Annotated in this window: 19 protein-coding genes; 6 read left to right on the plus strand and 13 right to left on the minus strand. The window is 63.1% G+C overall.

Annotation, left to right across the window (positions count from 1 at the left end; all coding sequences use genetic code 11):
• Positions 1–38: 38 nt before the first annotated feature.
• Entirely contained in the window at positions 39–1,091 is a 1,053-nt protein-coding gene (locus CDE01S_RS06890) for an AbrB family transcriptional regulator (RefSeq protein WP_066705292.1), read from the minus strand.
• 33 nt (positions 1,092–1,124) lie between these two features.
• On the opposite strand from CDE01S_RS06890, the gene CDE01S_RS06895 reads away from it, so the two are divergent.
• Positions 1,125–1,946, plus strand: coding sequence for a ChaN family lipoprotein (locus CDE01S_RS06895; protein WP_084382783.1), 822 nt, complete (start codon positions 1,125–1,127; stop codon positions 1,944–1,946).
• A gap of 19 nt (positions 1,947–1,965) precedes the next feature.
• Here CDE01S_RS06895 and pelG read toward each other — a convergent pair whose 3' ends face one another.
• The 9 genes from pelG to galE all read right to left on the minus strand — a co-directional run bounded on the left by pelG (position 1,966) and on the right by galE (position 15,660).
• Positions 1,966–3,339 carry an exopolysaccharide Pel transporter PelG gene (gene pelG, locus CDE01S_RS06900; protein WP_066705294.1) on the minus strand — a complete coding sequence of 458 codons (1,374 nt, stop codon included), beginning with the start codon at positions 3,337–3,339 and terminating at the stop codon, positions 1,966–1,968.
• Positions 3,327–4,874: a GT4 family glycosyltransferase PelF gene (pelF, locus tag CDE01S_RS06905; RefSeq protein ID WP_066705296.1), complete on the minus strand. Its 1,548-nt coding sequence runs from the start codon at positions 4,872–4,874 to the stop codon at positions 3,327–3,329. The genes pelG and pelF overlap by 13 nt, the downstream gene beginning before the upstream one ends.
• A complete protein-coding gene (locus tag CDE01S_RS06910) occupies positions 4,855–5,901 on the minus strand; it encodes a tetratricopeptide repeat protein (protein WP_066705298.1) in 1,047 nt (348 codons plus the stop codon). Before CDE01S_RS06910 ends, pelF begins: the two co-directional genes overlap by 20 nt.
• Positions 5,898–7,262: a PelD GGDEF domain-containing protein gene (locus CDE01S_RS06915; RefSeq protein ID WP_084382785.1), complete on the minus strand. Its 1,365-nt coding sequence runs from the start codon at positions 7,260–7,262 to the stop codon at positions 5,898–5,900. Before CDE01S_RS06915 ends, CDE01S_RS06910 begins: the two co-directional genes overlap by 4 nt.
• Before the next feature lie 9 nt (positions 7,263–7,271).
• Positions 7,272–7,817, minus strand: coding sequence for a penicillin-binding protein activator LpoB (locus tag CDE01S_RS06920; protein WP_245636126.1), 546 nt, complete (start codon positions 7,815–7,817; stop codon positions 7,272–7,274).
• Positions 7,818–7,830: 13 nt separating this feature from the next.
• Positions 7,831–10,806 carry a tetratricopeptide repeat protein gene (locus CDE01S_RS06925; protein WP_084382786.1) on the minus strand — a complete coding sequence of 992 codons (2,976 nt, stop codon included), beginning with the start codon at positions 10,804–10,806 and terminating at the stop codon, positions 7,831–7,833.
• On the minus strand, positions 10,803–11,702 hold the full coding sequence (locus CDE01S_RS06930; protein WP_066705309.1) for a tetratricopeptide repeat protein: 900 nt from the start codon (positions 11,700–11,702) through the stop codon (positions 10,803–10,805). Before CDE01S_RS06930 ends, CDE01S_RS06925 begins: the two co-directional genes overlap by 4 nt.
• Positions 11,665–14,373 (minus strand): bifunctional glycoside hydrolase/polysaccharide deacetylase family protein, encoded by a 2,709-nt coding sequence (locus tag CDE01S_RS06935; protein WP_169802246.1) that lies wholly within the window; start codon positions 14,371–14,373, stop codon positions 11,665–11,667. The genes CDE01S_RS06930 and CDE01S_RS06935 overlap by 38 nt, the downstream gene beginning before the upstream one ends.
• Before the next feature lie 273 nt (positions 14,374–14,646).
• Entirely contained in the window at positions 14,647–15,660 is a 1,014-nt protein-coding gene (gene galE, locus CDE01S_RS06940; RefSeq protein ID WP_066705312.1) for a UDP-glucose 4-epimerase GalE, read from the minus strand.
• A gap of 177 nt (positions 15,661–15,837) precedes the next feature.
• Between galE and purU the strand changes: the two genes are divergently transcribed.
• Positions 15,838–16,686, plus strand: coding sequence for a formyltetrahydrofolate deformylase (gene purU, locus CDE01S_RS06945; RefSeq protein WP_066705314.1), 849 nt, complete (start codon positions 15,838–15,840; stop codon positions 16,684–16,686).
• 68 nt (positions 16,687–16,754) lie between these two features.
• Here purU and CDE01S_RS06950 read toward each other — a convergent pair whose 3' ends face one another.
• The gene (locus CDE01S_RS06950) at positions 16,755–17,909 is read right to left on the minus strand and encodes an aminotransferase class V-fold PLP-dependent enzyme (RefSeq protein WP_066705334.1); all 1,155 of its coding nucleotides are present in this window, start codon (positions 17,907–17,909) and stop codon (positions 16,755–16,757) included.
• Between the two features lie 82 nt (positions 17,910–17,991).
• Complete coding sequence (gene asd / locus CDE01S_RS06955; RefSeq protein ID WP_066705315.1) at positions 17,992–18,843, minus strand: archaetidylserine decarboxylase; 852 nt, start codon at positions 18,841–18,843, stop codon at positions 17,992–17,994.
• A gap of 69 nt (positions 18,844–18,912) precedes the next feature.
• On the opposite strand from asd, the gene CDE01S_RS06960 reads away from it, so the two are divergent.
• The 4 genes from CDE01S_RS06960 to CDE01S_RS06975 all read left to right on the plus strand — a co-directional run bounded on the left by CDE01S_RS06960 (position 18,913) and on the right by CDE01S_RS06975 (position 22,556).
• Positions 18,913–20,415 (plus strand): FAD-linked oxidase C-terminal domain-containing protein, encoded by a 1,503-nt coding sequence (locus CDE01S_RS06960; protein WP_066705317.1) that lies wholly within the window; start codon positions 18,913–18,915, stop codon positions 20,413–20,415.
• A 10-nt stretch (positions 20,416–20,425) separates the two neighbouring features.
• Complete coding sequence (locus tag CDE01S_RS06965; protein ID WP_066705319.1) at positions 20,426–20,785, plus strand: CidA/LrgA family protein; 360 nt, start codon at positions 20,426–20,428, stop codon at positions 20,783–20,785.
• 3 nt (positions 20,786–20,788) lie between these two features.
• Positions 20,789–21,514 (plus strand): LrgB family protein, encoded by a 726-nt coding sequence (locus CDE01S_RS06970; protein WP_066705320.1) that lies wholly within the window; start codon positions 20,789–20,791, stop codon positions 21,512–21,514.
• Between the two features lie 70 nt (positions 21,515–21,584).
• Complete coding sequence (locus CDE01S_RS06975) at positions 21,585–22,556, plus strand: Bug family tripartite tricarboxylate transporter substrate binding protein (protein ID WP_084382787.1); 972 nt, start codon at positions 21,585–21,587, stop codon at positions 22,554–22,556.
• Between the two features lie 105 nt (positions 22,557–22,661).
• On the opposite strand, the gene CDE01S_RS18130 is transcribed toward CDE01S_RS06975, so the two are convergent.
• Positions 22,662–23,659, minus strand: a 998-nt coding sequence (locus CDE01S_RS18130; RefSeq protein ID WP_174525452.1) for a methyl-accepting chemotaxis protein, incomplete at its 5' end; no start/stop codon positions are given.

Genomic DNA, 23,659 nt, shown 5'->3' on the forward strand with positions numbered 1-23,659 from the left:
CCCAAGCGTCGGCACCGCGCGACGCTTGGGGCCTGCCCTCACACGCGCTGGTAACGCCAGCGGTACAGGGGCTCCAGCAGCAAGAGCACCGCCACCAGACGGCAGACCTGGAACGCCGTCACCACCGGCGCCCCCAATTGCAACACCTTGGCCGTGATCGACATCTCGGCAATGCCGCCGGGTGATGTGGCCAGCACCAGGGTGGCCGGATGCAGCCCCGTGGCCTGCGCCAGCCCCCAGGCAAAAACCGCGCACAGCACCACCATCACCAGTGTCCCGAAGGCCACCGAGGCCAGCCAGCGCGGCGCGGTGTGTACAAACGCCGGCGTGAAACGCACCCCCAGGCTGACGCCGATCACCAGCTGCGCCGCATTCGACAACACTTTGGGCAGCGCCGACAGCTCAATCCCCGCCATGGTCAGCACCATGGCCACCAGCAGCGCCCCCATGAACCAGGGGTTGGCGCGGTCCAGCCGCTGCATCACCCAGGCACCGGCCGCTGCGGCCAGACCGAGTTGCAGCAGGCCATCCCAATGCACCTCGCGCACCGTGCCGGCGGCCAGCAGGTCCAGCCCGTGCAAGCCGCTGAACTGCATGCCGAAGGGAATCAGCACCGTCACGATCAGCAGCCGCATGCTGTGCGCCGCCGCCACCAGGTCGGCACGGCCATGGGCACGCTCGGCCAGCAGCGTCATTTCGGACGCCGCACCGATGGCACCGGCAAACCAGGTGGTGGCCCGGTTCAGCCCGGGCAGGCGGTGCGCATGCAGGCGCTGCAGCCAGGCACTGAACAACGCGCCCAGCCCCAGCGCCCAGACGATGCCCAGCCCGATGGCCCACCACAGGCTGAGCACCAGTGCCGTGACCTGCGGCGTGAAGTACAGGCCGAGCGCCACCCCGATGGTGGCTTGCCCCGCATTGCGCAGCGGTGTCCAGCTGGCCGTCGGCACGCGCAGGATGGACGCCACGGCGGTGGACAGCAAGGGGCCGATCATCCAGGGCAAGGGGGTGTTCAGCCAGACACACAGGAGGGCTGCCAGCAACGCAAGCAGCAGGGTGAGGACGGTCCTCAGGAAAAGATTCGAGCGCATGAAAACCTTGGCAATTGCCCGTAGTATCGCCCGATGTGCCGCCGTCTTACGCTTCACCGCATCACCCTGCTGACCTGCGCTGCGCTGGCGGTCGGCTGTGCCAGCCGCCTCGACGCGGACACCGACCAGCGCCTGGCGACTCTGCTGCCGGCCGATGTGATCTTGCTGGGTGAGCAGCACGATGCACCGGACCACCAACGGGTGCAACGTGACGTGGTGCAGGCCTTGGCGGCACGGGGGCAGCTGGCCGCGCTGACGCTGGAAATGGCCGAACAGGGACATGACACACGCGGCCTGCCGGCCAATGCCAGCGAAACGCAGGTGCGTGCCGCGCTGCAGTGGAACGACAACGCCTGGCCCTGGCGCGCGTATGGCCCGGCAGTGATGTCAGCCGTGCGCGCCGGTGTGCCGGTGCTCGGCGCCAACCTGCCACGCACGCAGCTACGCGCGCGCATGGCCGACCCGCAACTCGACACCCTGTTGCCCGGCCCGGCGCTCAAGGCGCAACAGCAGGCCATCCGACTGGGCCACTGCGGGATGCTGCCGGAAGGCCAGATCACGCCCATGACACGGGTGCAGATCGCACGCGACCTGACCATGGCCAACACCCTGCGCGCAGCAGTGCAGCCGGGCCAGACGGTGCTGCTGCTGGCCGGCCACGGCCATGTGGATCGCCAGCTGGGGGTGCCGAAACACCTGCCCTCATCCCTGCAAGTCAAAGCTGTCGTCCTGGGTGACGACACGCGTGATACCGAGGCTTCGACGCCCACTGACCGTTTCGACCGCCTCTGGCCAGCCCGCCCTGCGAGTGCGAAAGACTATTGCGCCGAATTCAGTGCCGGCCAGCCGCGATGAGCGCGCGCGCCAATGCGTCTTACTGCAGCATGTAGGTTTCGAACTCCAGCGCTTCCAGACGCCGGTTCAGCACCCAGATGCCGACCAGCACCGTGACCAGCATGGCCACGGCGAAACCGTAACCGAACCACGCCGCTCCCAGGTAGATCGACAGTGCGCTGAAGCCGGCATTGCAAACCAGCAGGAGACCGGTGAGCCAGACCACGATCCGGCGTTGGTCCAGGTAAAACAGCACGTTGAGGACACCGAGCATGACCACCTGCAGGCCGGCGCCGACCACGTCAACGAACAGCAAGGGCAGGTACAGGGTCGAAATGCCGAGCCATTGCAGCAAGCGTTCCCCCAGCACGAACGCCACCAACGCGGTGATGGCCTGGATCTTGGCAATGTCGAGCAACCCTTGCCGGACGTAATAAACCATCTGGTTGCGCATGCGCATGATGTAGTCCAGCGTGGCCCCGCCACCAGCCGCTTCATAAAACCTGGTGCAGTACTCCACGAAGTCGGTCTCGATGCGGACCAGAAACACCGCCATGCCCGGGATCACCGTCAGATAAGCCAGGAAAATCGGGAAATCGTAGATGACCGATGCGTGAAGCGGCCCCACCACCGACTGCCCCGTCCCCGGGTAATACCAGAACATCAGCTTGTCGACCCACAAGCCCAGGTTGAAAAACAGGCCCGTCAGCATCAGGCTCCGGTACATGGCACCGGGTTTCCAGATGTCAAAGGCCATGAAACGGTCTGACGCGTAATTTCGGTAGATCAGCCAGATCATGCCGGCCAGCAGGAGGAAGTGCCCCGCCACGAACCCGAGCAGCAGCCCCTCCATGCTGAAGAAATGCATGAAGACCAGCGCCAGCACAGGGGTCGCGCTGTAACCGAGCACGAAAATCAGCAGAATGGCCTTGTACTGCTTCATGCCCGAGAGGAAGACAGCAGATACCCAGATGCCCGACATGATGGCCAGACCCATCACGAACAGCAGCCGGTACATGGCGGTCTGCCCGCCCAGCCCGAACAAGGCCACCGGCAAGGCCAGCAGAATGCTCACGTTGATGACCAGAAACAGCAGGCCGTTGAAATTGGGCAGAACCGCCGCCTCGTCCTTGACGTACAAGCGGTCGGAAATGAAGCGGGTGAAACTCAGCTGCACCGGCCCCGTCAGGATCAGGGAGCTGAAGTAGATGTAGGTCACCGTGATCTGGAACTGCGAGATCAGGATGTGCGGTATCACCACACCGAAACTCAGCACACCGATCAGCACCATGCCGACGATCGAGAGCACCATGGGGCCGGAGCTGATCAGGCCGGCATAGGCGTAGGCCTGCAGCACGCCCGCGTAAGAGCGCTTGTTGAGCAGCTTGCGAAGCTCGAAGCCTATGCCTGCCATGCCAGTCCTTGCGCATAGAGTTCGCGGTAGCGGTCGAACATCTGCTGTTGCTGGTAATACGTCTCGACACGCTTGATCGCGGCCGCACTCGCCTGCTGCCAGGCTTGCGGATCGGTGAGCAATTCCAGTGCAGCCTGGGCCAGTGCTTCCGGATCGGCAATGCGGACCACCCGGCCGGAAGGACCGATCGCCTCGTCTTCTCCTGGCAATCCGTTGACCAGCTGTCGGCACGAACCGACATCGGTGGTGACTGCAGGCACGCCGGCGGCGTAACCTTCGAGCACCACCAGGGGCAGAGCCTCGCTGATCGAGCTGAGCACCACCAGACCGATCTTCGGCAACAGCGCGGGCAGTTTCTGGAAGCCGAGAAACTTCACATGGTCTTCCAGCCCGAGGCGCCGCACCAGGTCACGGCACTCCTGCGCATAGTCGGGGTCTTCGTCTTCAGGCCCGGCAATCCAGGCCTGTGCCTGAGGCAGATGCGTGACGACCGTGCGCATGGCACGAATGAAGGTCTTGATGTCCTTGATCGGAACCACCCGACCGATCAGACACAACACGGGCGGCGGCGGCACCGGACGCAGCTGGCGGATCGGTGCGAAGTAGGCCACATCTATCCCGTTCGGGATGTTGCGCGTGCGCTCCGGCGGTGCGCCGTCTGCCAGCTGACGTTGTCGGTTGGCCTCATACAGGGCGACGATATGGTCCGCGGCCTGGTAGGTCAGATACCCCAGATGCTCGAAGAAACGAATCCAGAGCTGCCGGTAGTAACTGACCTGAGAGGGATCCCGCTCGAATACCGAGCGGTTGTCTTTCAGCCAGCTGGCCTGGTAAAGATCGATCTTGCGTTCCTTGACGTAGATGCCGTGCTCGCTCAGGATGAAAGGACGGGGATTGCGGTGCTTGAGCAAAAGGGCCAAGGTACCTGCGTAACCCGTCGACACCGAGTGATAGATGCGCGCTGTCGGGCAACGTTGCGCCACTTCACGCAAGGGCCACATCGGGGCATGGATGGTCCGGATGGTCCAGAAGTAGTCCACGAAAGAGGGGTCCGTGCTGTACCGGCGGTAGCCCGCCTTGATCTGCTCCCAGGCCGCCTCGCTGTGCAGAAAGGTCTCCTGGTTCAGCGTGCCGTGCGGATGGGCTTCGTCCAGCAGCGAACCGAACAACCGCAGGCAATCCGGTTGCTGGATGTCGTGATGCAGCATCTCGTGCAGCTCGCTGACCTTCGACATGGCGTGCGCATCGGCACGAACTGGGGCTGGACGGGAGCGCGCGGGTGGCTTCGCCTCCCAGAGATAGACAACGTCAAGGTGCACCAGATTGTCCGGCAGGGCATACCGCAAAGGGCCGTAATCCTCGCGCCGGGCGCCGATGAAGATCGCGCCGAAACGGATGCCCGGGTTGCCGCGGATGATTTGATTCACCCAACTCGACACCCCCCCCGTCACGAAGGGAAACGTGCCTTCCAGCAGCAGCAGCACATCCACGTTGTCGGCACGTGGGAACGAAGGTTCAGAGGTGGTTGAAAGCACGTTGGGAAGCCATCGGATGGGTGCCGCCGCCTGCATTCCAGAAAGCGACAACGGGCATGACACGCGACGCCGCGTGATGTTGGAACAAGTGCTGCATGGAAGCCCGCACCCGCCTGAATTCATGGCGGCGGAATGCGAGTCCAGCCAGAAAGGGGATCACGGAAACTTCCGAGTGACCGAGCTTCAGCGCCTCGTCAAAGGCCTGTTCGGCCTGCTCGTCTTCGCCCTGGGCCAGCAGGATTTTCCCTTTCAGGAACACATGGCCGCTCTCGTGACTGGCACCAAGTGCCAACGCAGCATCGATGTAGCCCCGGGCTTCTCCCAGGACATGCTTGCGCAATTCGCCCTGGACCAACCCTGCATAAATCAACTCCCAATGCAGCTCGGCCAGATGAACCAGGCAATCGAACCGGGCCCGCGCCGAGAGCTCCATCTGAAGATTGGTCTGTTCGCGATGGATGTGCTTCGACAGCCGCTTCTCCTCCGCATCCAACATGCCGAACGCCACCAGCCGCACATCATCGGCAGCATCCCCCAGCAGCTCCTCCCGGATCGGGTTGGCCACACGACTGGGTACCGCTTGCAAGGTCAGGAGGGACTGCATGCGGATACTGGCCGGAACACCCGAGCCCAGGCGCGAACGGATGGCCCCCTGCCCCGCCCGCTGCGGGTCTTGCGTTCGCACATCGTATTCGGGCAGGCTGAGCGCCTGGGGTTTCGCATACATCAACTGATCAGGCCGGCGATGTGAAGTGGCACGCGCCACCAGCAGAATGCCGATCGGGCCGAGCACCGGTGCAATGAAAGCAAAATCGAACATCATCAACCAGGCCCAGACCGGGCGTTGCTGGTATCGCGCGGGCAGCAGGCGCAATGTGCTGCTGGCCAGTACAGCACAGCACAGCGCATGCAGTGCCCACATACCAGCAAAAGCCTCGGTCGTGGTCGACATCGGCAGGGGACTGACCAGAATGGCCGCATCCAGCGCAATGGTCGCGGCCACAATGCCCCAGTAGATGGGCTTCATGGTCGCATGATCTCCGCCAGGACCTTCAGCGGGTCCTCCCGCTCAAAGTCGATGCCTCTCAGATCAATCTTCAGGGAATCGAAATCGCCGCCAAATCGAACCTTGAGCCAGTCGTTGATGCGATGCAGGAAGCCCTCCTGACTCGAGGGCGGGGCAAATGGCATCAGAACGGCAATGACGGGGTTCTCGCCCACCTGCGTTTGCCAATAAAGATCCAGACCTCGCTTGATGTGCAGAAGTTGCGTCGGAATGCTCTCTTTCGCGGGCCCCGCAAAGGTCATGACCACGATCTGGCTGTTGATGTTCGCCGTCTTCTGCATGCGCAGCATGCGTGCCAGCTCTTCGGCATAGGCCTCGGGAATGCCCGGCAAGGCCTTGCGGCACAACGCAATGTCCGGGGCATTGAGCAGGTGGTCGGCGTAGTAGGCCAACATCACCGACATCATCTGCAGGTTCTCGGCATTGAGCGAGAAGAACGGCATCTTGGAAACCGCCAGAACTCCGACCAGGCTGTCATCGCTGGCAATCAGCGGCACCACGGCCAGTTGCCTCGAGGGCCGCTCGTACGAAACCTCTTCCTGGGCGATGTGGACCAGTTTGCGCTCTTCAATGGCCAGCCGGAGCAGCTCATCGTCCGGCTCCAGCGCCTGCGGTTCGCCCAGCGAGCCCGCCACGGCACCCAGGCGCACCTGGCCATCCCGCTCTTGCGCACAATAGATGGCCGCGGATTCGATCTTGGTGTATTGCTCGAGCAGATTGAGCAATGCCTCCACCCCTGGCAATGTGCCCTCGCTGCGTCCGCTTTTCAGGACCACGTCTCGCAAACTCGTCAGCGCGTCACGCAACGATCCGGGGCGCGCGAGCATCTCCTGCTCCAGCCGATCATGCGACAGATTGAGCAACAGATGGCGCTTGGTCAGACGTGACAACCGTTCGGTCACATACAGATTGGCTTCGTCCATGCGCTGGTAACGATCCCGCCAGACGTCACTGAATTTCCCGCACAGCAAAACGAGCAAGCCGCCACCAAAGAAATAATCCTTGGGGAAATCAGATCGCACAACAGCCGCCACACCGGCAACATTCGCCATCAGCCACGCCCCCAGAAGAACGCACCCGCTGACCAGGCCTGACGCGGCACCGTAGCGCAAGGCAACCAGCACGGGCGCGAACCATAACCAGGGAAAGACCGACCCCAGCAAGAACGGGTCTTGCGGCTTCAGCGACCACGCCAAGCCCATGAACACCAGCGGAATCGCAATGGCCTCCAGCCATTGGCCGCGCGGCTCGCGTTCGCCTGACACGCGCAGCAGCCCCGACCGCAAACGCTGCCAAGCCGATTTCAAGAAATGAGCCGTCATGTTCACCCGTTACGGCGCAACCGCTGCTGGACGCAACGGGAGCTCGGCCATCATCTCATTCAACAACTGATTCGCCACGCCTGACAAGGGTGCCCGGCTCCAGCCGCTCCTGGCACCGGAGGCGCTCCAGACCACCCGGCCGTCCGCCAGATCGATCACCTGCAAGGTCAGCCCCACGGCCGGCTCGCCGTCGATGCCGACCTTGTAGCGCCACTCCTCCACCACGCCGGTCAACCCATAGCGTGCGCCCTGCTCACGCGCCCATTTCTGCGCCTCTTCCACGACACGGCGCTCCGCCGGCTCGAACAGGCTGTCGCGCGACAAGGTCGCGGGATAACGCACCAGGTTGTCAACACCGCGCAAACGCAGCACATGTTCTGCGATGGACTCGGCCGCAAGCCCCGCCTGCGGCGTGTCGGTGTGATTCACCATCGGCAGCAGAACCCATTTCTGGTCGCGGACCAGCGCAGTCCCGGACGACACCGAACTGAGCGTGGAACAACCCGCCATGGCAAGCGCCGCGAGTACGAGCAGAGAACGTCTGTTGAGGTTCATATCCATCCTTCTATCAAAAATAATGTCGGTACCGAAGAGCAAGCACCCGCGTCAAGGCACCTGTTCCTGCTCCACCACTGCTCTGTTCGATCCGCAAGGACAAATGGTCCTCGCCGGTGACCGTCCCGGCGATGCCGAGTACGCCCACATAACCGCCCCCGTTGAGGCTGTTGCTGGTTGAGCAGGTCTCAAAGAACGGCTTGAACGCGCGGGAATAGACCTCCTGGACGCTTTGCCCTGCGCGGTTTTCACCAAGCCCGAGACATGCGCCCCACGTCGTGCTGCCCTGCGGAAGGAAATACTTCATCGAATCGACGGTGCCCGCCACCACGGCGGCACGCACCGCCGGGGACAGCTCCCGCGTCCGGTCATCCATGTTGTCATCGTAGGCATAGCTCTGCTGCATGCCAAAGAGGCGCACGCGGAAGTCCGGATATTCCGTCCTGATCCTGTGCCCGACTTCGAATTCATGGACACGCCCCGTCCCTAAGCTGTCGCCCGACTGCGTCTGATAACGCGCCACGCGTGCCGTCATGCGCACATACTCTCGCCGACCCAAGGCGTAATTGAAACCCAGTTGCACATGGTCCTCCGAGCCGGCAACGCGCAACGGCAGGCTGTCGCTCGAATCAGCGCGCCAGCCCAGCGTGCCATCCAGCGCCAGCCGGCGACCCCAGAACCAGGTCTGCGCGAAACGCAGACCAGTGTTCCTGTCGCGCTCATCCCGTTGAAAGACATGGATCTGGGTCTCCCCCCGTTCACGCTGCCAGCGCATGCCCAGGCTCGTCAGTCGTTCCGATGCCGGCACGTAGGACGCCAGTACCGGCTCGGCACTGGCTTGCGAGTTTTCCGCCCACCCCAGCAGCAACTGCCGGCCGACACCCAGGGCGAGACGCGCCTCCATCTGACGGCTGCGCACATCCAGGTCACCATACTGGTTCTGGGCGTACCTGAACTGCAGGTAATTCGCCCGCAGAGGAACCTGCTGACGGTAACGCTCATGCATGTCAGCATCATCGTCATTCCCCTGCATCGCGGCAAACGCAGCGCTCTCGGCCTGGGCGTGATTGCCCAACGCTGCAGCCATGTCATAGCGGTTGCTGAGTGGCAGGCGGTCTGCATGGTCCGCCAGCAGGCTTTTCATGGCCTGGCCATCACCGGCCTGCAGAGCCATCTGGCTTTGCAGCATCAGCGGCGGCGTACGTCCGGGCTGCCCCGCTTGCCGGGCGTAGTTCAACCACAGCCATTGGCGGGCGTTGGCCTGCTGCTCCGTTGCAACCGCCCAGCCCAGAATGAGGTCACGGGTCTGGGCGGCGTCCTCCTGCGCTGCCGGCACCCCACGCAAACGGCCCGCCACCTGGCGCACCAGGGCCAGCGATGAATCACCCGGCCGATTCAGCAGCGCCAGTTGTGTCAAGGCCAGGAGCTCCGGCTGCTTGTCAGGCGCAGCGAGGGTCGCCTGTCTCTCCCGCAGACGCAACCAGGCATGCTGGCGCACACGCGCCGCCATGCCGGCTTGCTGAACCCGCTGCAAGACCTCGGCGTAATTGAGCAGCAGCAGAATATCGTCCGGATTGCGTCGCACTTCCTTGCGGTACCAGACCAGCGCTTTCTGCGGCTGGTCGAGCACCAGATTCGCTGCCGCAAAAGGCAGCCAGTAAGCGGTGTCCTTGTGGGCGCTTGCCCGCAGAACGCCCAGCAACGCTTCCAGTTCCTTCCTGCGGCCGGCATCAATCAGGAACCACAGGGCTGGTGTTGCAACTTGCGGGTCGAACGGGTTGATGGCCAGAGCACGTCGGTAGTCGTCCCAGGACTTCTCGGGCTCGGCCACCCGCTGGAAGTGCTGTGCACGCAGGACCAGAAAACGGACCTCTCGCTCAAGACCTTCCAGCTCCTGCACCTTGAGTTGCTGGTAAAGCTGCGCCTCACCTTTGGCATCTCCGGCTTCAGCAAAGATGCTCAATGCCTGCAACAGGTTTTCAATATTTCCGTACCGTCGATAGGCCTCGAAAGACAGATCCGCCGCCACATCAGGATGCCGCTGGCGAACCAGGTAGATCAGACGCCCCCAGTCTCCGGCCGTGGCGGACGGGCTAGGCACGTAACGCCGATAGGCCATTTCGGCCGCATCGCTCTCCATCAACTCCCACGCCGTGTTGCCGAGCAGACGCCAGAATTCCTCGGCATCCTCGTCATTCCCTGCAGCTTCCGGCACGTCGTTGCTGTGCGCCAGCAACAGTGCATAGGCCTCTCGCTCCCGGTCACGCCGCAACAACAACACCGCGGCGCGCAGCGTCGCTTCGGTAGAGAACGGTTTGAGCCGCGCACGCTCCAGGTACAACCGCAACGCCTGCTCATCTTCGCCCGCGTTTTCCGCCAGCGCGGCTGCGTGCTCAAGCAGCCGACCCTCGTGCCGCTTCTGATACTGCACCTCGAAGAAACGGCGACCCTGCTGGGGTTTCCCGACCGCTTCGTACAGAAAACGGATGTCGGCCCATTGGGCACTGCTGAGCGGCGTGCGCGCGGCACGGTATTCCCACGCCTCGATCGCGACATCCGGTTGTCCCACATAGGGGGCCAACCGGATGACGCCATTGATCACCTCGTCTGACCGAACACCTTGCTGGAACAGATACGCCCAGTTTTCCCAGGCCACCAAGGGATTGCCCACCCATTCGGCCACACTGGCGAGTCGCTGGCGCCACGTCACATCCGTGGGCACACTCTGCACGGCCTTGCTGGCCAGAAGATAGGCCCGCTTGAGATCGCCACTGCCCATGAATGCCGTGAACGCCAAGTCGTAGTCATCCTGATTGAAGGACCTCAACTTCGCTGACGCCAGGTCCGGCCCTGCTGCCGCCCTTAGTGCCGACGTCGCTTTTCCCGGCGCGGCCTCGGCAGCCGAATTGCCAGGCGGCCACGCCGAATCGTTGGCCACGCCCGCCTCGGCTGCTGCCATCAACAATGCCAACGTCAGCCAGCGATTCACTGCGCCGCTCCTGTTGCAGGCTTTTCGGCAAAGACCAGTTGCCGTGCGTACTGGGCCGCTCGCGCAGGCTCACCGGCGGCCAGCGCTGTGCGCGTCAGGAAATTCAAGGTATCCCTGTCATCGGCCAAATCCCCGAGGTTTCGGTCCACCAGTTGCATGGCCTGCTCAAAGCGGCTCGCTGCCATGAGCGCGGAGACTCCTTGCCGGAAATAAGCACGCGCCAGATCCCGGTCTTCGGTCTGGTGCCTGGCCAGCATGAAGTATTCGGCTGCCAGCGCGTAGTGCCCTTGCGCCAGCTCCGCATGCGCGTAATCTGCCAGTGCCGTGCTGGGGTCCTGCTGCGAAACGCGCCGCAGGAACCTGAACCCCAGCTGCGTCAAACCCAGGTTAAAGGCCTCGGATGCGAATTCGCCGGCCAGTTGCGGCAGGACCTCGTCTTCGCTGGATTCGCGCAAGAATTCTGTCAGACGACGCTCCCATGTTGCACGGTCCGCACCGGGCAAGGCAGTGGACAGGATGCGCTCATAGCGGCGAAGCAGCAGCAAGCGCGCCTCGGAGCGCTGACGCGCGTCGTCGCGGCCCGACCGAAGTATCGGATTGAGCAAGCGCTCCAGTGCGGCCAGGTCAAGCTGATCCTGCTGCGCCCGCGCCAGCAGGATCGTCAGGTCGGCATTGCCGGGCTGGGTCCGGTGCAGGTTCTCGATATAAGACAGCGTCAGCTCGTCCAACGTCTCGCGTTCGTACAACTCTTCGACCAATGCCTTCTGCGGAAAGATAGCACGCAGCAGCCCGACCATCAAGAGGGCCGCCAACAGCAGTTGCCAGTGATTGACGAGCTTGAGCCGCGGCGGCTCCTCGTCAATTCCGGCATATCGCTTCGAACGGTCTGGCAGCATGGGTATTCAGTTGGTAATGGAATTGGCCATCTCGGCCGCGCACCGGGACCAGATCGCGCCCACCGGCACGGACGCGACAGCGCTGCGCATTGGCCAAGGTCACGCGCAAGGGGACGTGTCCGGCCAGGTTCCAGCGAAAGCCATCCTCGGTGCGCTCTGCCGACTCCACGGCCGCATTGGCCGAAATCAATCTCACGCCCCCCATCGGCTGCGGCGCGACCCGCAACTCAGCCGAAGGACCTGACAGATGGACAAAGGTTTCTCCCTCGTGCTGGTTGAACCCGGCCACGGACTGGCTGGCCCTCAGGTTGGGAAAACCCAGTTCAGCCGGCAGCCGCACGGTGCGCAAATTGCCGTCACCGCGGATGCGCCATCCATTCGACGTTGTTGCAACGGCCATGTTGCGAAAGGCCTCCACCTTGCGCGCATAGTCCGAGGCAAAAACCGGCGTCAATTCCTGCGCCCGAACCCAGTCAAACACCTTGTCCAGTGACTTGAGCCCCGCCGGCTTGGTCACCAGATAGGTATGGAAATAAACATCGACCGGTTTCAGCCGCCTCGGCTTTTCGGTGAACTCAAACGTCTCCAGGACGCGCTCAAATCCGTAAAACGGCCCGGTCCAGTTGTTGGTGTAGACGTTCTCGTTCTGGTTGGGCGCAAAAACCTGGAACAGCCCGTTGCGCTCGATGCCAAGCCCTTCAACCGAGGTCAGCGTAGGGTTGGAATGCGTGGCCAGCGTATCGCCGCCATTCATGTTCAACACACCCACTTTTTGTGTCCAGGCCAGTGCATCACGCCCCGGTATGCAGTCTCCCGTCCAGAGAAACATTGCAACTTTTTTGCCCGCAGGTGCCAGGCGGCTCTGGACATAGTGAACCGATCCTTCGATCTCTCGCTGCAAGTCGTACTTGTAGCCCGGTATGTTCAGGTGATAGCCCTCTGCGGTGTCCTTGCGGTTGGCCATGCGCCAATTGAAGGGATGTGAATAACTGTGCGAAGCGATCTCCACCTGCGGCTCGCTGAAGATCTCCCTGGCCACGGCCTCCAGCCGGCCTGACAGCTGTGGGTACAGACCTTGCGGCGACAGCTCGGCTTCGATCACCGACAGCGTCATCGGCAAGCGGTACTTCCTGACAACCCGGTCACGGACGACTTCGCCAGCAAAAGGATTGCCCGGCAGCTCCGAGCGACTGACAAAGCCGTCGCCATCCATGTGCACCATCAGCATTCGCCGGCCGCTTTCCGTCGTCACATCAGGCACCGGCATGAGCGGCAGACGCAAAGACTCACGGAAAAAAGCGAAGGGATCAATCACCCAACGGTTCTGCTCCCCACTGGACAGCGTCACCGTCGCGTAGGGAGCCATCACATACCCGCCCCAGGGGGTGATGGCAGCGGCCACCTGTTTTGCCGCGCCCTTGGTCAAGGTCAGCCAAGTCCGGCCTTGACTGATCGTCAGCGGCTGGAACTCGCTGGGATGGGGCCGTGGCTGACGCTCCAACCCGACCGTCGGCGCTTGCACGGCAATGCTGACGGGTCCGGCCTGGTCCGAGACAGTGGGCGCGTCAACCCCCAGCTTGTCCTTCAATGGCGGCTCCAGCAAGGGGCCGATCTCGTTGACCAGCGCCACCGGCACGCCTTCATCCACACGCAGTGCCAACCACGCGGCAAGTTTTGTCCGTTCGGGGGCTGTGCCCGGGGTCTCCAGCCAGAGCACCACGCCTGCGTAGCGTCCAGCCAGCCCGCCCTCTGGCAGCGACCGGGCGTCAACATACTCCACCATATAACCCAGGTGATTGAGCGGCATGGTGGCATAACGCACAGCATCCGTCGCGCGCAACGCATACTCGCTGGCCAACGGGCTGTGGACGACCAGGATGCGCCTGGGCATCACTTCGACCAGGCCCACACCCAGGCTGGTCAGATCCGGCGTGGCGACCCAGGGAATAAAACCGAGGGACTCAATGCGTCGTGCGGTCTGTCTTGCCAACTCTCTTTGTGCCGGCGGTACATAGTCAATGACGATGCCGGGCAGACCGTATTCGTCACGGGCACGCTTGAGCTGCACCTGCAGCCATGCCTGATCGTCCTGAGGTACTTTCCGGTAAACAGCGCGCCCGGCGTCGTAACCCTGGAACAGGGACTCCGCCGCGATCATCGCCACGTCACCACGTGTCTGTTCGAGAATCTCGAAACCACGGTTGAAGATCAGCTTGGCCTGCGGGTAACGGCGCTTGACCTCCTTCACAAGGGCGACCAGCCCAGCCTCCTGACGGGATTTCTCCTCAGCGGTCTTGGCAAACAAGTGATAGGAATCCAGGGTATCGAGGAAAAAGCTGCGATACCCCTTTTCCCACAAGGGTGCGACCACGGATTCAGAAAAAAATTGCGGCCATCCAGGTGCGGCCTGGTCAATCAAGCGGCTGCCCCAGTCCCTGTTCTCACCGCGCAACCAGGCTGCGGGGATGCGCCCGGCATAGGAACGAGACGGGTGCACTTCGCCGACGGACACGTAGGCGACCAACTCGGTCTGTGGCAGCTTGACCACCTGGGCATCCGGGACATGTCCCGGATCGACCACGACCAAGTCAAACGCCTGCAAGCTTTCCCAGGGAGGATTGCTACCGTAGAAAAAAGCGACCGCCGGCGCCGCCCAGACAGATCCCGCCATCAGCAGGACACTCAGCAGCAGTCCGCACGTTTTCAGCGCATACGATGGCACGACCCCGGCAATCCATCGGATTGGGTGCATTGATTTATTTATTCAAAACAATCCGTGCGCTCCGGTCCATGACAGACCGTTGCAGATCTGCTGACCTTTTTATTGTCCCAACGAACGCACTTTCAGCCAAGTGGGCAGCAATGCTTTCCACTCGGCACAAACCCTTTATCAATTGTATCGAATTGACGGCTTGAAGTTTCGTTTAAGGACCGGTGTCGCAGGTCAGCGAGAGGACCCGGATTCGCTCTGACGCTGGAATTTCCATGTGCTGCGGCACATGTCTTCCAGACCCAGCTGGGCCGACCAGCCCAATTCCCGAGCAGCCTTGTCGGCCTTCGCATAACAGGCCGCCACGTCACCAGGCCGACGTGGCGTGATCTTGTAAGGCACGGACTGGCCGCTGACATGCTCAAAAGCACGAACCATCTCAAGAACACTGCTGCCATGCCCCGTGCCCAGATTGACGGCATGCCAGCCCGCATGGTGGGCCAGGAAACCCAGGGCTGCCAGATGGCCTCGCGCCAGATCCATCACATGGATGTAATCCCGGACACCGGTGCCATCGGGCGTCGGGTAGTCATCCCCAAACACTTGAAGTGCCTGCCGCTGCCCCGCTGCCACCTGCGCAATGTAGGGCATCAGGTTATTCGGAATTCCACGAGGGCTTTCGCCGATCAGGGCGCTGTCATGCGCACCCACCGGATTGAAATACCGCAAACAGGCGATGCGCCAACGCTGGTCGGACTTGGCCACATCCAGCAGCATTTCTTCGATATGCAACTTGCTGCGCCCATAGGGATTGGTCGCACTGGTCGGGTGCTTCTCGTCCAGAGGCAGGTACTGCGGCTCGCCATACACAGTTGCACTGCTGCTGAACACCAGGGTTCCGATAGACACGGCCTGCATGGCCTGCAACAGACTGATGGTGCCTTGCACATTGTTGGCGTAATACTCGACCGGCTTGTCGACCGACTCGCCCACGGCCTTGAGCCCGGCGAAGTGGATGACAGCCTCAATGCCGGCCGCCCGCAGCGTCCGGGTCAACAATTCCGCGTCGCGAATATCCCCCTCGACAAACGTCATGGGCCGTCCAGTGATGTGCGCCAGATGATTGACCACCCTCCTGTCGCTGTTGCTCAGGTTGTCATATAGCACGACGTCGTGCCCGGCTTGTGCCAACACCACGGCCGTATGGCTGCCGATGTACCCAGTTCCTCCGGTCAGCAGAATATTCATGGCATGGGTTCCTTGGTCGTACTTTGTGAGGGCGATCGTGTCGGGTGACGTCAAACGAACACGGGCAGTTGCGGCCATCGTGGCACGCTCTCCCTGGAAATTGAGACAATGCGGTTGTACGAACGGCAAAAAGCTGGCCGCATGTGTTGATCCAACCATCCTGCGACAATGAACCCTATGAGCCAAGTTTATATCCTGACCCTTTCCTGCCCGGACCGCCTGGGCTTGGTGCATGCCGTCTCTGGCTTCCTGCTGGAGCGCGGCGGCAACATCGAAGAAGCGGCGCAGTACAACGATCCGGCCACCGGCCTGTTCTTCATGCGCGTGCAGTTCGCCTGCGGCCAGGTGAGCTACGAGGACCTGCAGACCCAGCTCAAGCTGTTTGCCGATCCGTTCCAGATGCAGTGGAGCCTTAAGGCCGCCGCGCAGTCGATGCGCACCGTCCTTTTTGTCAGCAAGGAAGGCCACTGCCTGAACGACCTGCTGTTCCGCTGGAAGATCGGCCTGCTGCCGATCGACATCCGCGCCATCGTCTCGAACCACCGCGACTTCTACCAGTTGGCGGCCAGCTACAACGTGCCCTTCCACCACATCCCGGTGACGGCAGCCACCAAGCCACAGGCCGAAGCCAAGCAGTACGAAGTGGTGCAGGCCGAGGGCGCCGAACTGGTGGTGCTGGCGCGCTACATGCAGGTGCTGAGTGACGACATGTGCCGCAAACTTTCCGGCAAGGCCATCAACATCCACCACAGCGTCCTGCCCAGCTTCAAGGGCGCCAAGCCCTACTACCAGGCCCATGACCGCGGCGTGAAGCTGATCGGTGCCACCGCCCACTATGTGACGGCCGACCTCGACGAGGGCCCGATCATCGAGCAGGACGTGGCCCGCGTCGACCACAGCAAGACGGTGGAAGACCTGACCGCCATCGGCCGCGACACCGAGAGCCAGGTGCTGGCGCGTGCCGTCAAGTGGCACAGCGAACACCGCGTCATCCTCAATGGTCACAAGACCGTGATCTTCAAGTAAGCAGCATCGCTGCCAAACAGAACGCCCCGCAGCCGCAAGGCCCGGGGCGTTTTTCGGACCACGGCAGATCAGGCGGCAGCCGGCATCTTTTCCTTGAAGCCCAGCTTGTCCAGTGCGTCCGACAGCTGCTTCACGCTGCGATCGGGCTGGTGCAATTTGTCCAGACCAAACAGGCCGATGCGGAAGGTGCTGAAGTCAGCCGGTTCGTCACACTGCAACGGCACGCCGGCAGCAGTCTGCAAGCCCAAGCCCAGGAATTTCTTGCTGTTCTGCACCTCCGGGTCGGTGGTGTAGCTCACCACCACACCAGGCGCCTTGAAGCCCTCGGCAGCCACGCTGACAAAACCGCGGCTCTCCAGCAGGGCGCGTACCTTGGCGCCGAGCGCAATCTGTTCCTGGCGCACTTTCTCGAAGCCGTAGAGCTTGGTCTCGCGCATCACCTCGTCAAGCCGTGCCAGCGCGTCGGTCGGCATGGTGGTGTGATACGTGTGGCCACCGTTTTCATAGGCTTCCATGACCTGCAGCCACTTCTTGAGGTCGGCCGCAAAACTGGTGCTGGTGGTGCTTTCGATGGCGGCGCGGGCGCGCTCGCTGAGCATGACCATGGCGCAGGCGGGTGAACCGCTCCAGCCTTTTTGCGGCGCACTCACCAGCACATCCACGCCGGTGGCCTGCATGTCCACCCACATGCAGCCGGAGGCGATGCAGTCGAGCACGAACAGACCGCCAACCTCATGCACGGCGTCGGTCACCTTGCGGATGTAGTCGTCCGGCAGGATCATGCCGGCGGCGGTTTCCACGTGCGGAGCGAACACCACGTCGGGACGCTTGGCCTTGATGGTGGCCACGACTTCCTCGACAGGGCAGGGAATCCAGGATGCCTGCGATCCGCCGCCAATGCGGCGCGCCTTCAGCACGGTGGACTCGGCAGGAATGTTGCCCATGTCAAAGATCTGGGTCCAGCGGTAGCTGAACCAGCCGTTGCGGATGACCAAGGTCTTCTTGCCGGTGGCGAACTGGCGTGCCACGGCTTCCATGCCGAAGGTGCCACTGCCTGGCACCAACACGGCGGACTTGGCTTTGTAGACTTCCTTGAGGATGCCGGAGATGTCCTTCATCACGCCCTGAAAGCGTTTGGACATGTGATTGAGGGCACGATCGGTGTAGACGACGGAAAACTCGAGCAGACCGTCAGGGTCTACATTGGGCAACAAGCCAGGCATGGCGATCTCCGGGTAAGTATGGTTCTTCTGGAAGGCTCGCGAAAAGCTTAGCACGCCAAGCATGCCCTTGGCATCCGGGGTATTACCCGGCCGGATGTGTGCCCATGGCCTCACCCAGCCGGATGGGCTGCCCCGGCGCCCAGGCCGGATGAAAGCCGATCTGCCCACGCGGCCACAGCATCACCACCGTGGAACCCAGCAGGAAACGGCCCATTTCTTCGCCCTGCTTCAGGCGCACGTCCTGCCCCTCGTAGCGCCATTCGTGGACCGCGGGACGGCGCGGCGGGTTGACCACACCATGCCAGACCGTGGCCATGCTGCCCACGATGGTGGCGCCGACCAGGGTCAGCACCAGCGGGCCATGGGCCGTGTCGAACACGCAGACCACACGCTCGTTGCGGGCGAACAGGCCCGGCACGCCGCGGGCCGTGGTTGGATTGACGGAAAACAGCTCGCCCGGCACGTAGATCATGCGGGCAAGCACACCGTCACAGGGCATGTGAATCCGGTGGTAGTCGCGCGGACTCAGATACAAGGTGGCAAAACTGCCGCCCTCGAACTGGGCCGCCAGCGCGGCATCGCCGCCGACCAGGGCCGTCGTGGAATAACGATGGCCCTTGGCTTGAAAAATCTGGTCCTGCTCGATCGCTCCGAACTGGCTGATGGCGCCATCCACTGGGCAGATGAAATCGGCTGCCGCCAGCGGGCGGGCGCCGTCTTTCAGCGGGCGGGTGAAAAACTCGTTGAAGGTAGCGTAGCTGGCCGGATCGGGATTCGCGGCTTCGCTCATGTTCACGCCATAACGGCGAATGAAGCGGCGGATGATGCCGGTGGTGAGTGCCCCCATGGGCGCTCCGGCAACCTGGCCGGCAAGCGCCGTCAGGGCCTTTTTCGGCAACAGATACTGGGGTAGCACAGCAAGACGATCGGACACGGTAGCTACCGCCAGGGTGAAAGTGAATGAACCGCAAATTATAGTGAGCAAGGCCTAGAATCCTTCCCCATGAATGCCACCCTCTCCAGCCCTCAGGTCAATGCCCAGCAGCGGGCCGAACGGCAAGCGCAAGTTGTCCAGGCTCTGCAGGCCGTGTTGCCCGCCCATGCCCTGCTGTGGCACAGCGAGGACGTCACGCCCTACGAATGCGACGGCCTGACCGCCTACCGTCAGCGCCCGCTGGTGGTGGCCCTGCCCGAGACCGAGGCGCAGGTGCAAGCTGTGCTCAAGACCTGTCATGCACTGGGTGTGCCGGTGGTGCCCCGTGGCGCCGGCACCGGCTTGTCGGGCGGCGCCATGCCGCTGGCCCAGGGCGTCACGCTGAGCCTGGCCAAATTCAACCAGATCCTGAAGATCGACCCGACCAGCCGTACGGCCGTGGTGCAGGCCGGCGTGCGCAACCTCGCCATCAGCGAAGCCGCCGCCCCCTACGGCATGTACTACGCCCCAGACCCATCGAGCCAGATCGCCTGCACCATCGGCGGCAACGTGGCCGAGAACTCCGGTGGCGTGCACTGCCTCAAGTACGGCCTGACCGTGCACAACGTGCTCAAGGTGCGTGGCTACACCATCGAGGGCGAGCCGGTCGAGTTCGGCAGCGATGCACTGGATGCCGCCGGCTACGACCTGCTGAGTGTTTTCATTGGCTCCGAAGGCATGCTGGCCGTGACGATGGAAGTCACCGTGCGCCTGGTGCCGAAGCCGCAATTGGCCCGCTGCATCATGGCCAGCTTCGACGACATGCGCAAAGCCGGTGACGCCGTGGCGGCCGTGATTGCCGCCGGCATCATCCCGGCCGGGCTGGAAATGATGGACAAGCCCATGACGGCAGCGGTGGAAGACTTCGTGCACGCCGGCTACGACCTCAACGCCGAGGCTATCCTGCTGTGCGAAAGCGACGGCACACCCGAGGAAGTGGAAGAGGAAATCGGCCGCATGAGCGACGTACTGCGCGCAGCCGGCGCCACGGCGCTGGCCGTCAGCCGCGACGAGGCCGAGCGGCTGCGCTTCTGGAGCGGCCGCAAGAACGCCTTCCCGGCCAGCGGCCGCCTGGCACCCGACTACATGTGCATGGACTCGACCATCCCGCGCCGCCGACTGGCCGACATCCTGCTTGCGATCCAGCAGATGGAAAAAAAATACGGCCTGCGCTGCGCCAATGTGTTCCACGCCGGCGATGGCAACCTGCATCCGCTGATCCTGTTCGACGCCAACGACCCGGATCAGCTGCACCGCTGCGAGCTGTTTGGCGCCGACATCCTGGAAACCAGCGTTGCCATGGGTGGCACCGTCACCGGCGAGCATGGCGTGGGCGTGGAGAAACTCAACTCCATGTGTGTGCAGTTCAGCCGGGAAGAGAACGAACAGATGCTCGGCCTCAAACGCGCATTTGATCCGCAGAGCCTGCTCAACCCGGGCAAGGTGATCCCGACGCACAACCGCTGCGCCGAATACGGCAAGATGCTGGTACGAGGCGGCCAGATCTCGCACCCCGATCTGCCACGTTTCTGAAGCCGCACTGATGCTCGGCTTGCGCGGCTTTGCCTGGTTGCTGCTGTTTCAGTCGGCTGGCGAGCTGCTGGCGCATGGTCTGCGCCTGCCGTTTCCCGGCCCGGTGGTGGGCATGCTGTTGCTGCTGTTTGCCCTGAGCTTCAAAGCCGTGCGCGAACCCGTCGCGGCCTGCGCCGATTACCTGCTGTCCCATCTGTCGCTGCTGTTCGTGCCGGTGGGCGTGGGCGTCATGACGCACCTGGGCCTGATCAGCGCCTTCGGTCTGCGCATGTTGCTGACCATCGTCTTGTCCACCTGGCTGGGGTTGGCGGTCACGGCCTTGGTGCTGCGTGCATTGACGCGACGCGGCCAAGCGCCCCAGGAGAACTGAGCCATGCCCAAGTTTGTTGAGTTGTGGGTCTACCTCTCCACCACGCCGCTGTTCGGCCTCACCGCCACGCTGGTGGTGTATGTGCTGGCGCACGCCCTGTATGTCCGCCTGCAGCAAGCCCCCTGGGCCAACCCGGTGCTGTGGACGGTGATCACCATTGCAGGCGGGCTGCTTGCCACCGATGTCCCCTACCCCACCTATTTCTCCGGTGCCCAGTTCATCCACTTCCTGCTCGGCCCGGCGGTGGTGGCACTGGCCTGGCCACTGTGGCAGCGACGCGAAGAACTGCGCCGCCGCTGGGCACCCTTGCTGCTGGCAGCACTCGCCGGTGGCGCGGCCTCCGCCGGTTCGGCACTGGCACTGGGCTGGGCCTTCGGCTTGCCTTCCGACGTATTGTTGTCACTGGCCTCCAAGTCGGTCACCGCGCCGGTGGCCATGGGCATTGCCGAGCAGATTGGCGGCATCCCGGCGCTGGCGGCCGTGTTCGCCGTACTGACCGGCATCATCGGCGCCCTGAGCGGCAAATACCTGTTCGATCTGCTGCGCATCTCCACCACGCCAGACGGCTGGATGGCGCGCGGCTTTGCCCTGGGCACCACCTCGCACGGCCTGGGCGCAGCGCGCGCGCTGCAGGTCAACGCCGACGCCGGCGCCTATGCCGGCCTGGCGTTGGGCCTGCAGGTGGTGCTGGCCTCGCTGCTCATCCCGCTGCTGTTTCGCTGGCTCTGAATCAGGCCGCGTCAGGCACCGGTGGTACATTGCGGCGCGATATTTCCGTTTTCCCAACTGGAGTGACACCATGATTCTTGCTTTCAAGCGCCGCACCCTGGGCCTGGCTGCCGCCGGCCTGCTGTTTGGCTCGCTGGCGACAGCTCAGCCCGCCACCATCAAGCTGATGGTCGGTTTCCCGCCCGGGGGCGGCACCGATGCCATCGCCCGTGTGCTGGCCGACAAGCTCAAGGACCAGCTTGGTGCCAACGTCATCGTGGACAACAAGGCGGGTGCTGGCGGCCAGATCGCGGCGCAAGCACTCAGGGCGGCGCCGGCAGACGGATCGGTGCTGTTCCTGTCGCATGATCACACCATCTCCATCCTGCCGCAGGTCGTCAAGAACCCCGGCTTCGACCCGGCACACGACTTCGTGCCGGTGGCTGGCTTCGCCAGCTTCGCCAATGGCCTGGCGGTCTCGGGCGGCACGCCCGCCAAGACGGTGAACGAGTACGTGGCCTGGGTGCGTGAACACGGCAAGGGCAAAGGCACCGTAGGCGTGCCGGCACCGGCCTCGACCCCGGAATTCTTCGTCAAGGTGATCGGCGAAAAATACAAACTCGATCTGCAGGCCGTGCCTTACCGCGGCAGCGCGCCGATGATGGGCGACATGCTGGGCAACCAGATTGCTGCCGGTGTCGGCTCGGTGCCCGACTTCATCGAGAACCACAAGGCTGGCAAGATCCGTATCGTGGCAGTGATTGGAGCCAAGCGCCAGGCCCTGCTGCCGGATGTGCCGACCTTCGATGAACTCGGCCTGAAGGGTTTCGACGACCTGCCCTACTACGGGATCTTTGCCCCGCATGGAACGCCCAAAGCAACGCTGGACCGCTACTCGGATGCACTGGCCAAGGTCATCGCCCTGCCGGAAGTGCGCGAACGCCTCACCACCATGGGACTGACCGTTGGTCACATGACATCCCAGCAACTCGCCAACCGCGAACGCGCCTACACCAAGACCTGGGCCAAGATCATCAAGGACAGCGGCTTCCAGGCCCAGTAAGAACCAGCCTCAAAGGCTCCAGCTCCGCCAGCCAAAGGCCTGTCGACTGGAGCCCGCCTCCTTCAAACGGTCTGTCTGGCCTTGCCAGCAGCTGTTTGCAGCGTCTTAGAACGTCTCCCAGTCATCTTCCGTACTGGCCGCCGCGGACTGGCTGAGCGGCTTGGCGGCAGGTGCCTTCTTCGGTGCTGCAGCAGTGGACGCGCCTTTGAGTTCCTTTTTCATCTGCACCACTGCAGCCCCAACTTGGCTGGATGCTTTTGAGAAAGCAGTGTTGCCACCAAGTTGCTGCTCGGCCACGTCATAAGCGCCTTGGTTGATCAGCCGCGCCACTTTGCCGGCCTCTTGGTGAAACTCCCGGTGCGCATCCATCAGGCTGACAAAGCTGGGTTTGCCGCCGTATTGCGATTGACCCGCCCCATGCAGCCATTTGCCCAGCACGCAGCAATCATCACAACTGATGGTTTCGGCGTCCATGGTTTCATGACGCATGGCTGCCGTACGCAATTTGGCGCGCCAGTCGGCATGTGCCTGGATGGCCCCATCCAGATCAATCCCCGCGCCCCCCTCTTTCTCCACAGACGAGGCAGCAGCAGGCCGGGTTAGGGCACGTCGCTCCATCGTCCTGGAGGATGCAGAAGAGTAAACAGCCGTGGACGGGGTAGCCAGAGGCCTTTGCCCCTGAACTGACAGTTTGAACACCGACACCGCCTGCACCAGGTCGTTGGCCTGCCCCTTGAGGCTGGAGGCCGCCGCTGCCATCTCTTCCACCAGCGCAGCGTTCTGCTGCGTGGCCTGGTCCATCTGCGTCACGGCCTCGCCCACCTGCGCCACGCCCTGGCTCTGTTCGGTACTCGCGGCACTGATCTCGCCCATGATGTCGGTCACGCGGCGGATCGATGCCACCACCTCGCTCATGGTGGTACCAGCCTGGTCCACCAGGGCACTGCCTTGTTCGACACGCGTCACGCTGTCGGTGATCAGGGTCTTGATTTCCTTGGCGGCTTCGGCACTGCGGCCGGCCAAGCTACGCACCTCGCTGGCCACCACGGCAAAACCACGGCCTTGTTCACCAGCGCGCGCGGCTTCCACCGCCGCGTTCAGGG

This window comes from Curvibacter delicatus NBRC 14919, assembly GCF_001592265.1.
Classification (GTDB): Bacteria; Pseudomonadota; Gammaproteobacteria; order Burkholderiales; family Burkholderiaceae_C; genus Hylemonella; species Hylemonella delicata.

Coding starts and splice junctions, on each gene's coding strand:
- CDE01S_RS06930 (WP_066705309.1), bottom strand. CDS start 11,702: ATGCTGCCAGACCGTTCGAAGCGATATGCCGGAATTGACGAGGAGCCG.
- CDE01S_RS06920 (WP_245636126.1), bottom strand. CDS start 7,817: ATGAACCTCAACAGACGTTCTCTGCTCGTACTCGCGGCGCTTGCCATG.
- galE (WP_066705312.1), bottom strand. CDS start 15,660: ATGAATATTCTGCTGACCGGAGGAACTGGGTACATCGGCAGCCATACG.
- CDE01S_RS06890 (WP_066705292.1), bottom strand. CDS start 1,091: ATGCGCTCGAATCTTTTCCTGAGGACCGTCCTCACCCTGCTGCTTGCG.
- CDE01S_RS06965 (WP_066705319.1), top strand. CDS start 20,426: ATGCTCGGCTTGCGCGGCTTTGCCTGGTTGCTGCTGTTTCAGTCGGCT.
- CDE01S_RS06950 (WP_066705334.1), bottom strand. CDS start 17,909: ATGCCTGGCTTGTTGCCCAATGTAGACCCTGACGGTCTGCTCGAGTTT.
- CDE01S_RS06915 (WP_084382785.1), bottom strand. CDS start 7,262: ATGACGGCTCATTTCTTGAAATCGGCTTGGCAGCGTTTGCGGTCGGGG.
- CDE01S_RS06970 (WP_066705320.1), top strand. CDS start 20,789: ATGCCCAAGTTTGTTGAGTTGTGGGTCTACCTCTCCACCACGCCGCTG.
- CDE01S_RS06975 (WP_084382787.1), top strand. CDS start 21,585: ATGATTCTTGCTTTCAAGCGCCGCACCCTGGGCCTGGCTGCCGCCGGC.
- CDE01S_RS06935 (WP_169802246.1), bottom strand. CDS start 14,373: ATGGCGGGATCTGTCTGGGCGGCGCCGGCGGTCGCTTTTTTCTACGGT.
- CDE01S_RS06960 (WP_066705317.1), top strand. CDS start 18,913: ATGAATGCCACCCTCTCCAGCCCTCAGGTCAATGCCCAGCAGCGGGCC.
- CDE01S_RS06895 (WP_084382783.1), top strand. CDS start 1,125: ATGTGCCGCCGTCTTACGCTTCACCGCATCACCCTGCTGACCTGCGCT.
- pelG (WP_066705294.1), bottom strand. CDS start 3,339: ATGGCAGGCATAGGCTTCGAGCTTCGCAAGCTGCTCAACAAGCGCTCT.
- purU (WP_066705314.1), top strand. CDS start 15,838: ATGAGCCAAGTTTATATCCTGACCCTTTCCTGCCCGGACCGCCTGGGC.
- CDE01S_RS06910 (WP_066705298.1), bottom strand. CDS start 5,901: ATGAAGCCCATCTACTGGGGCATTGTGGCCGCGACCATTGCGCTGGAT.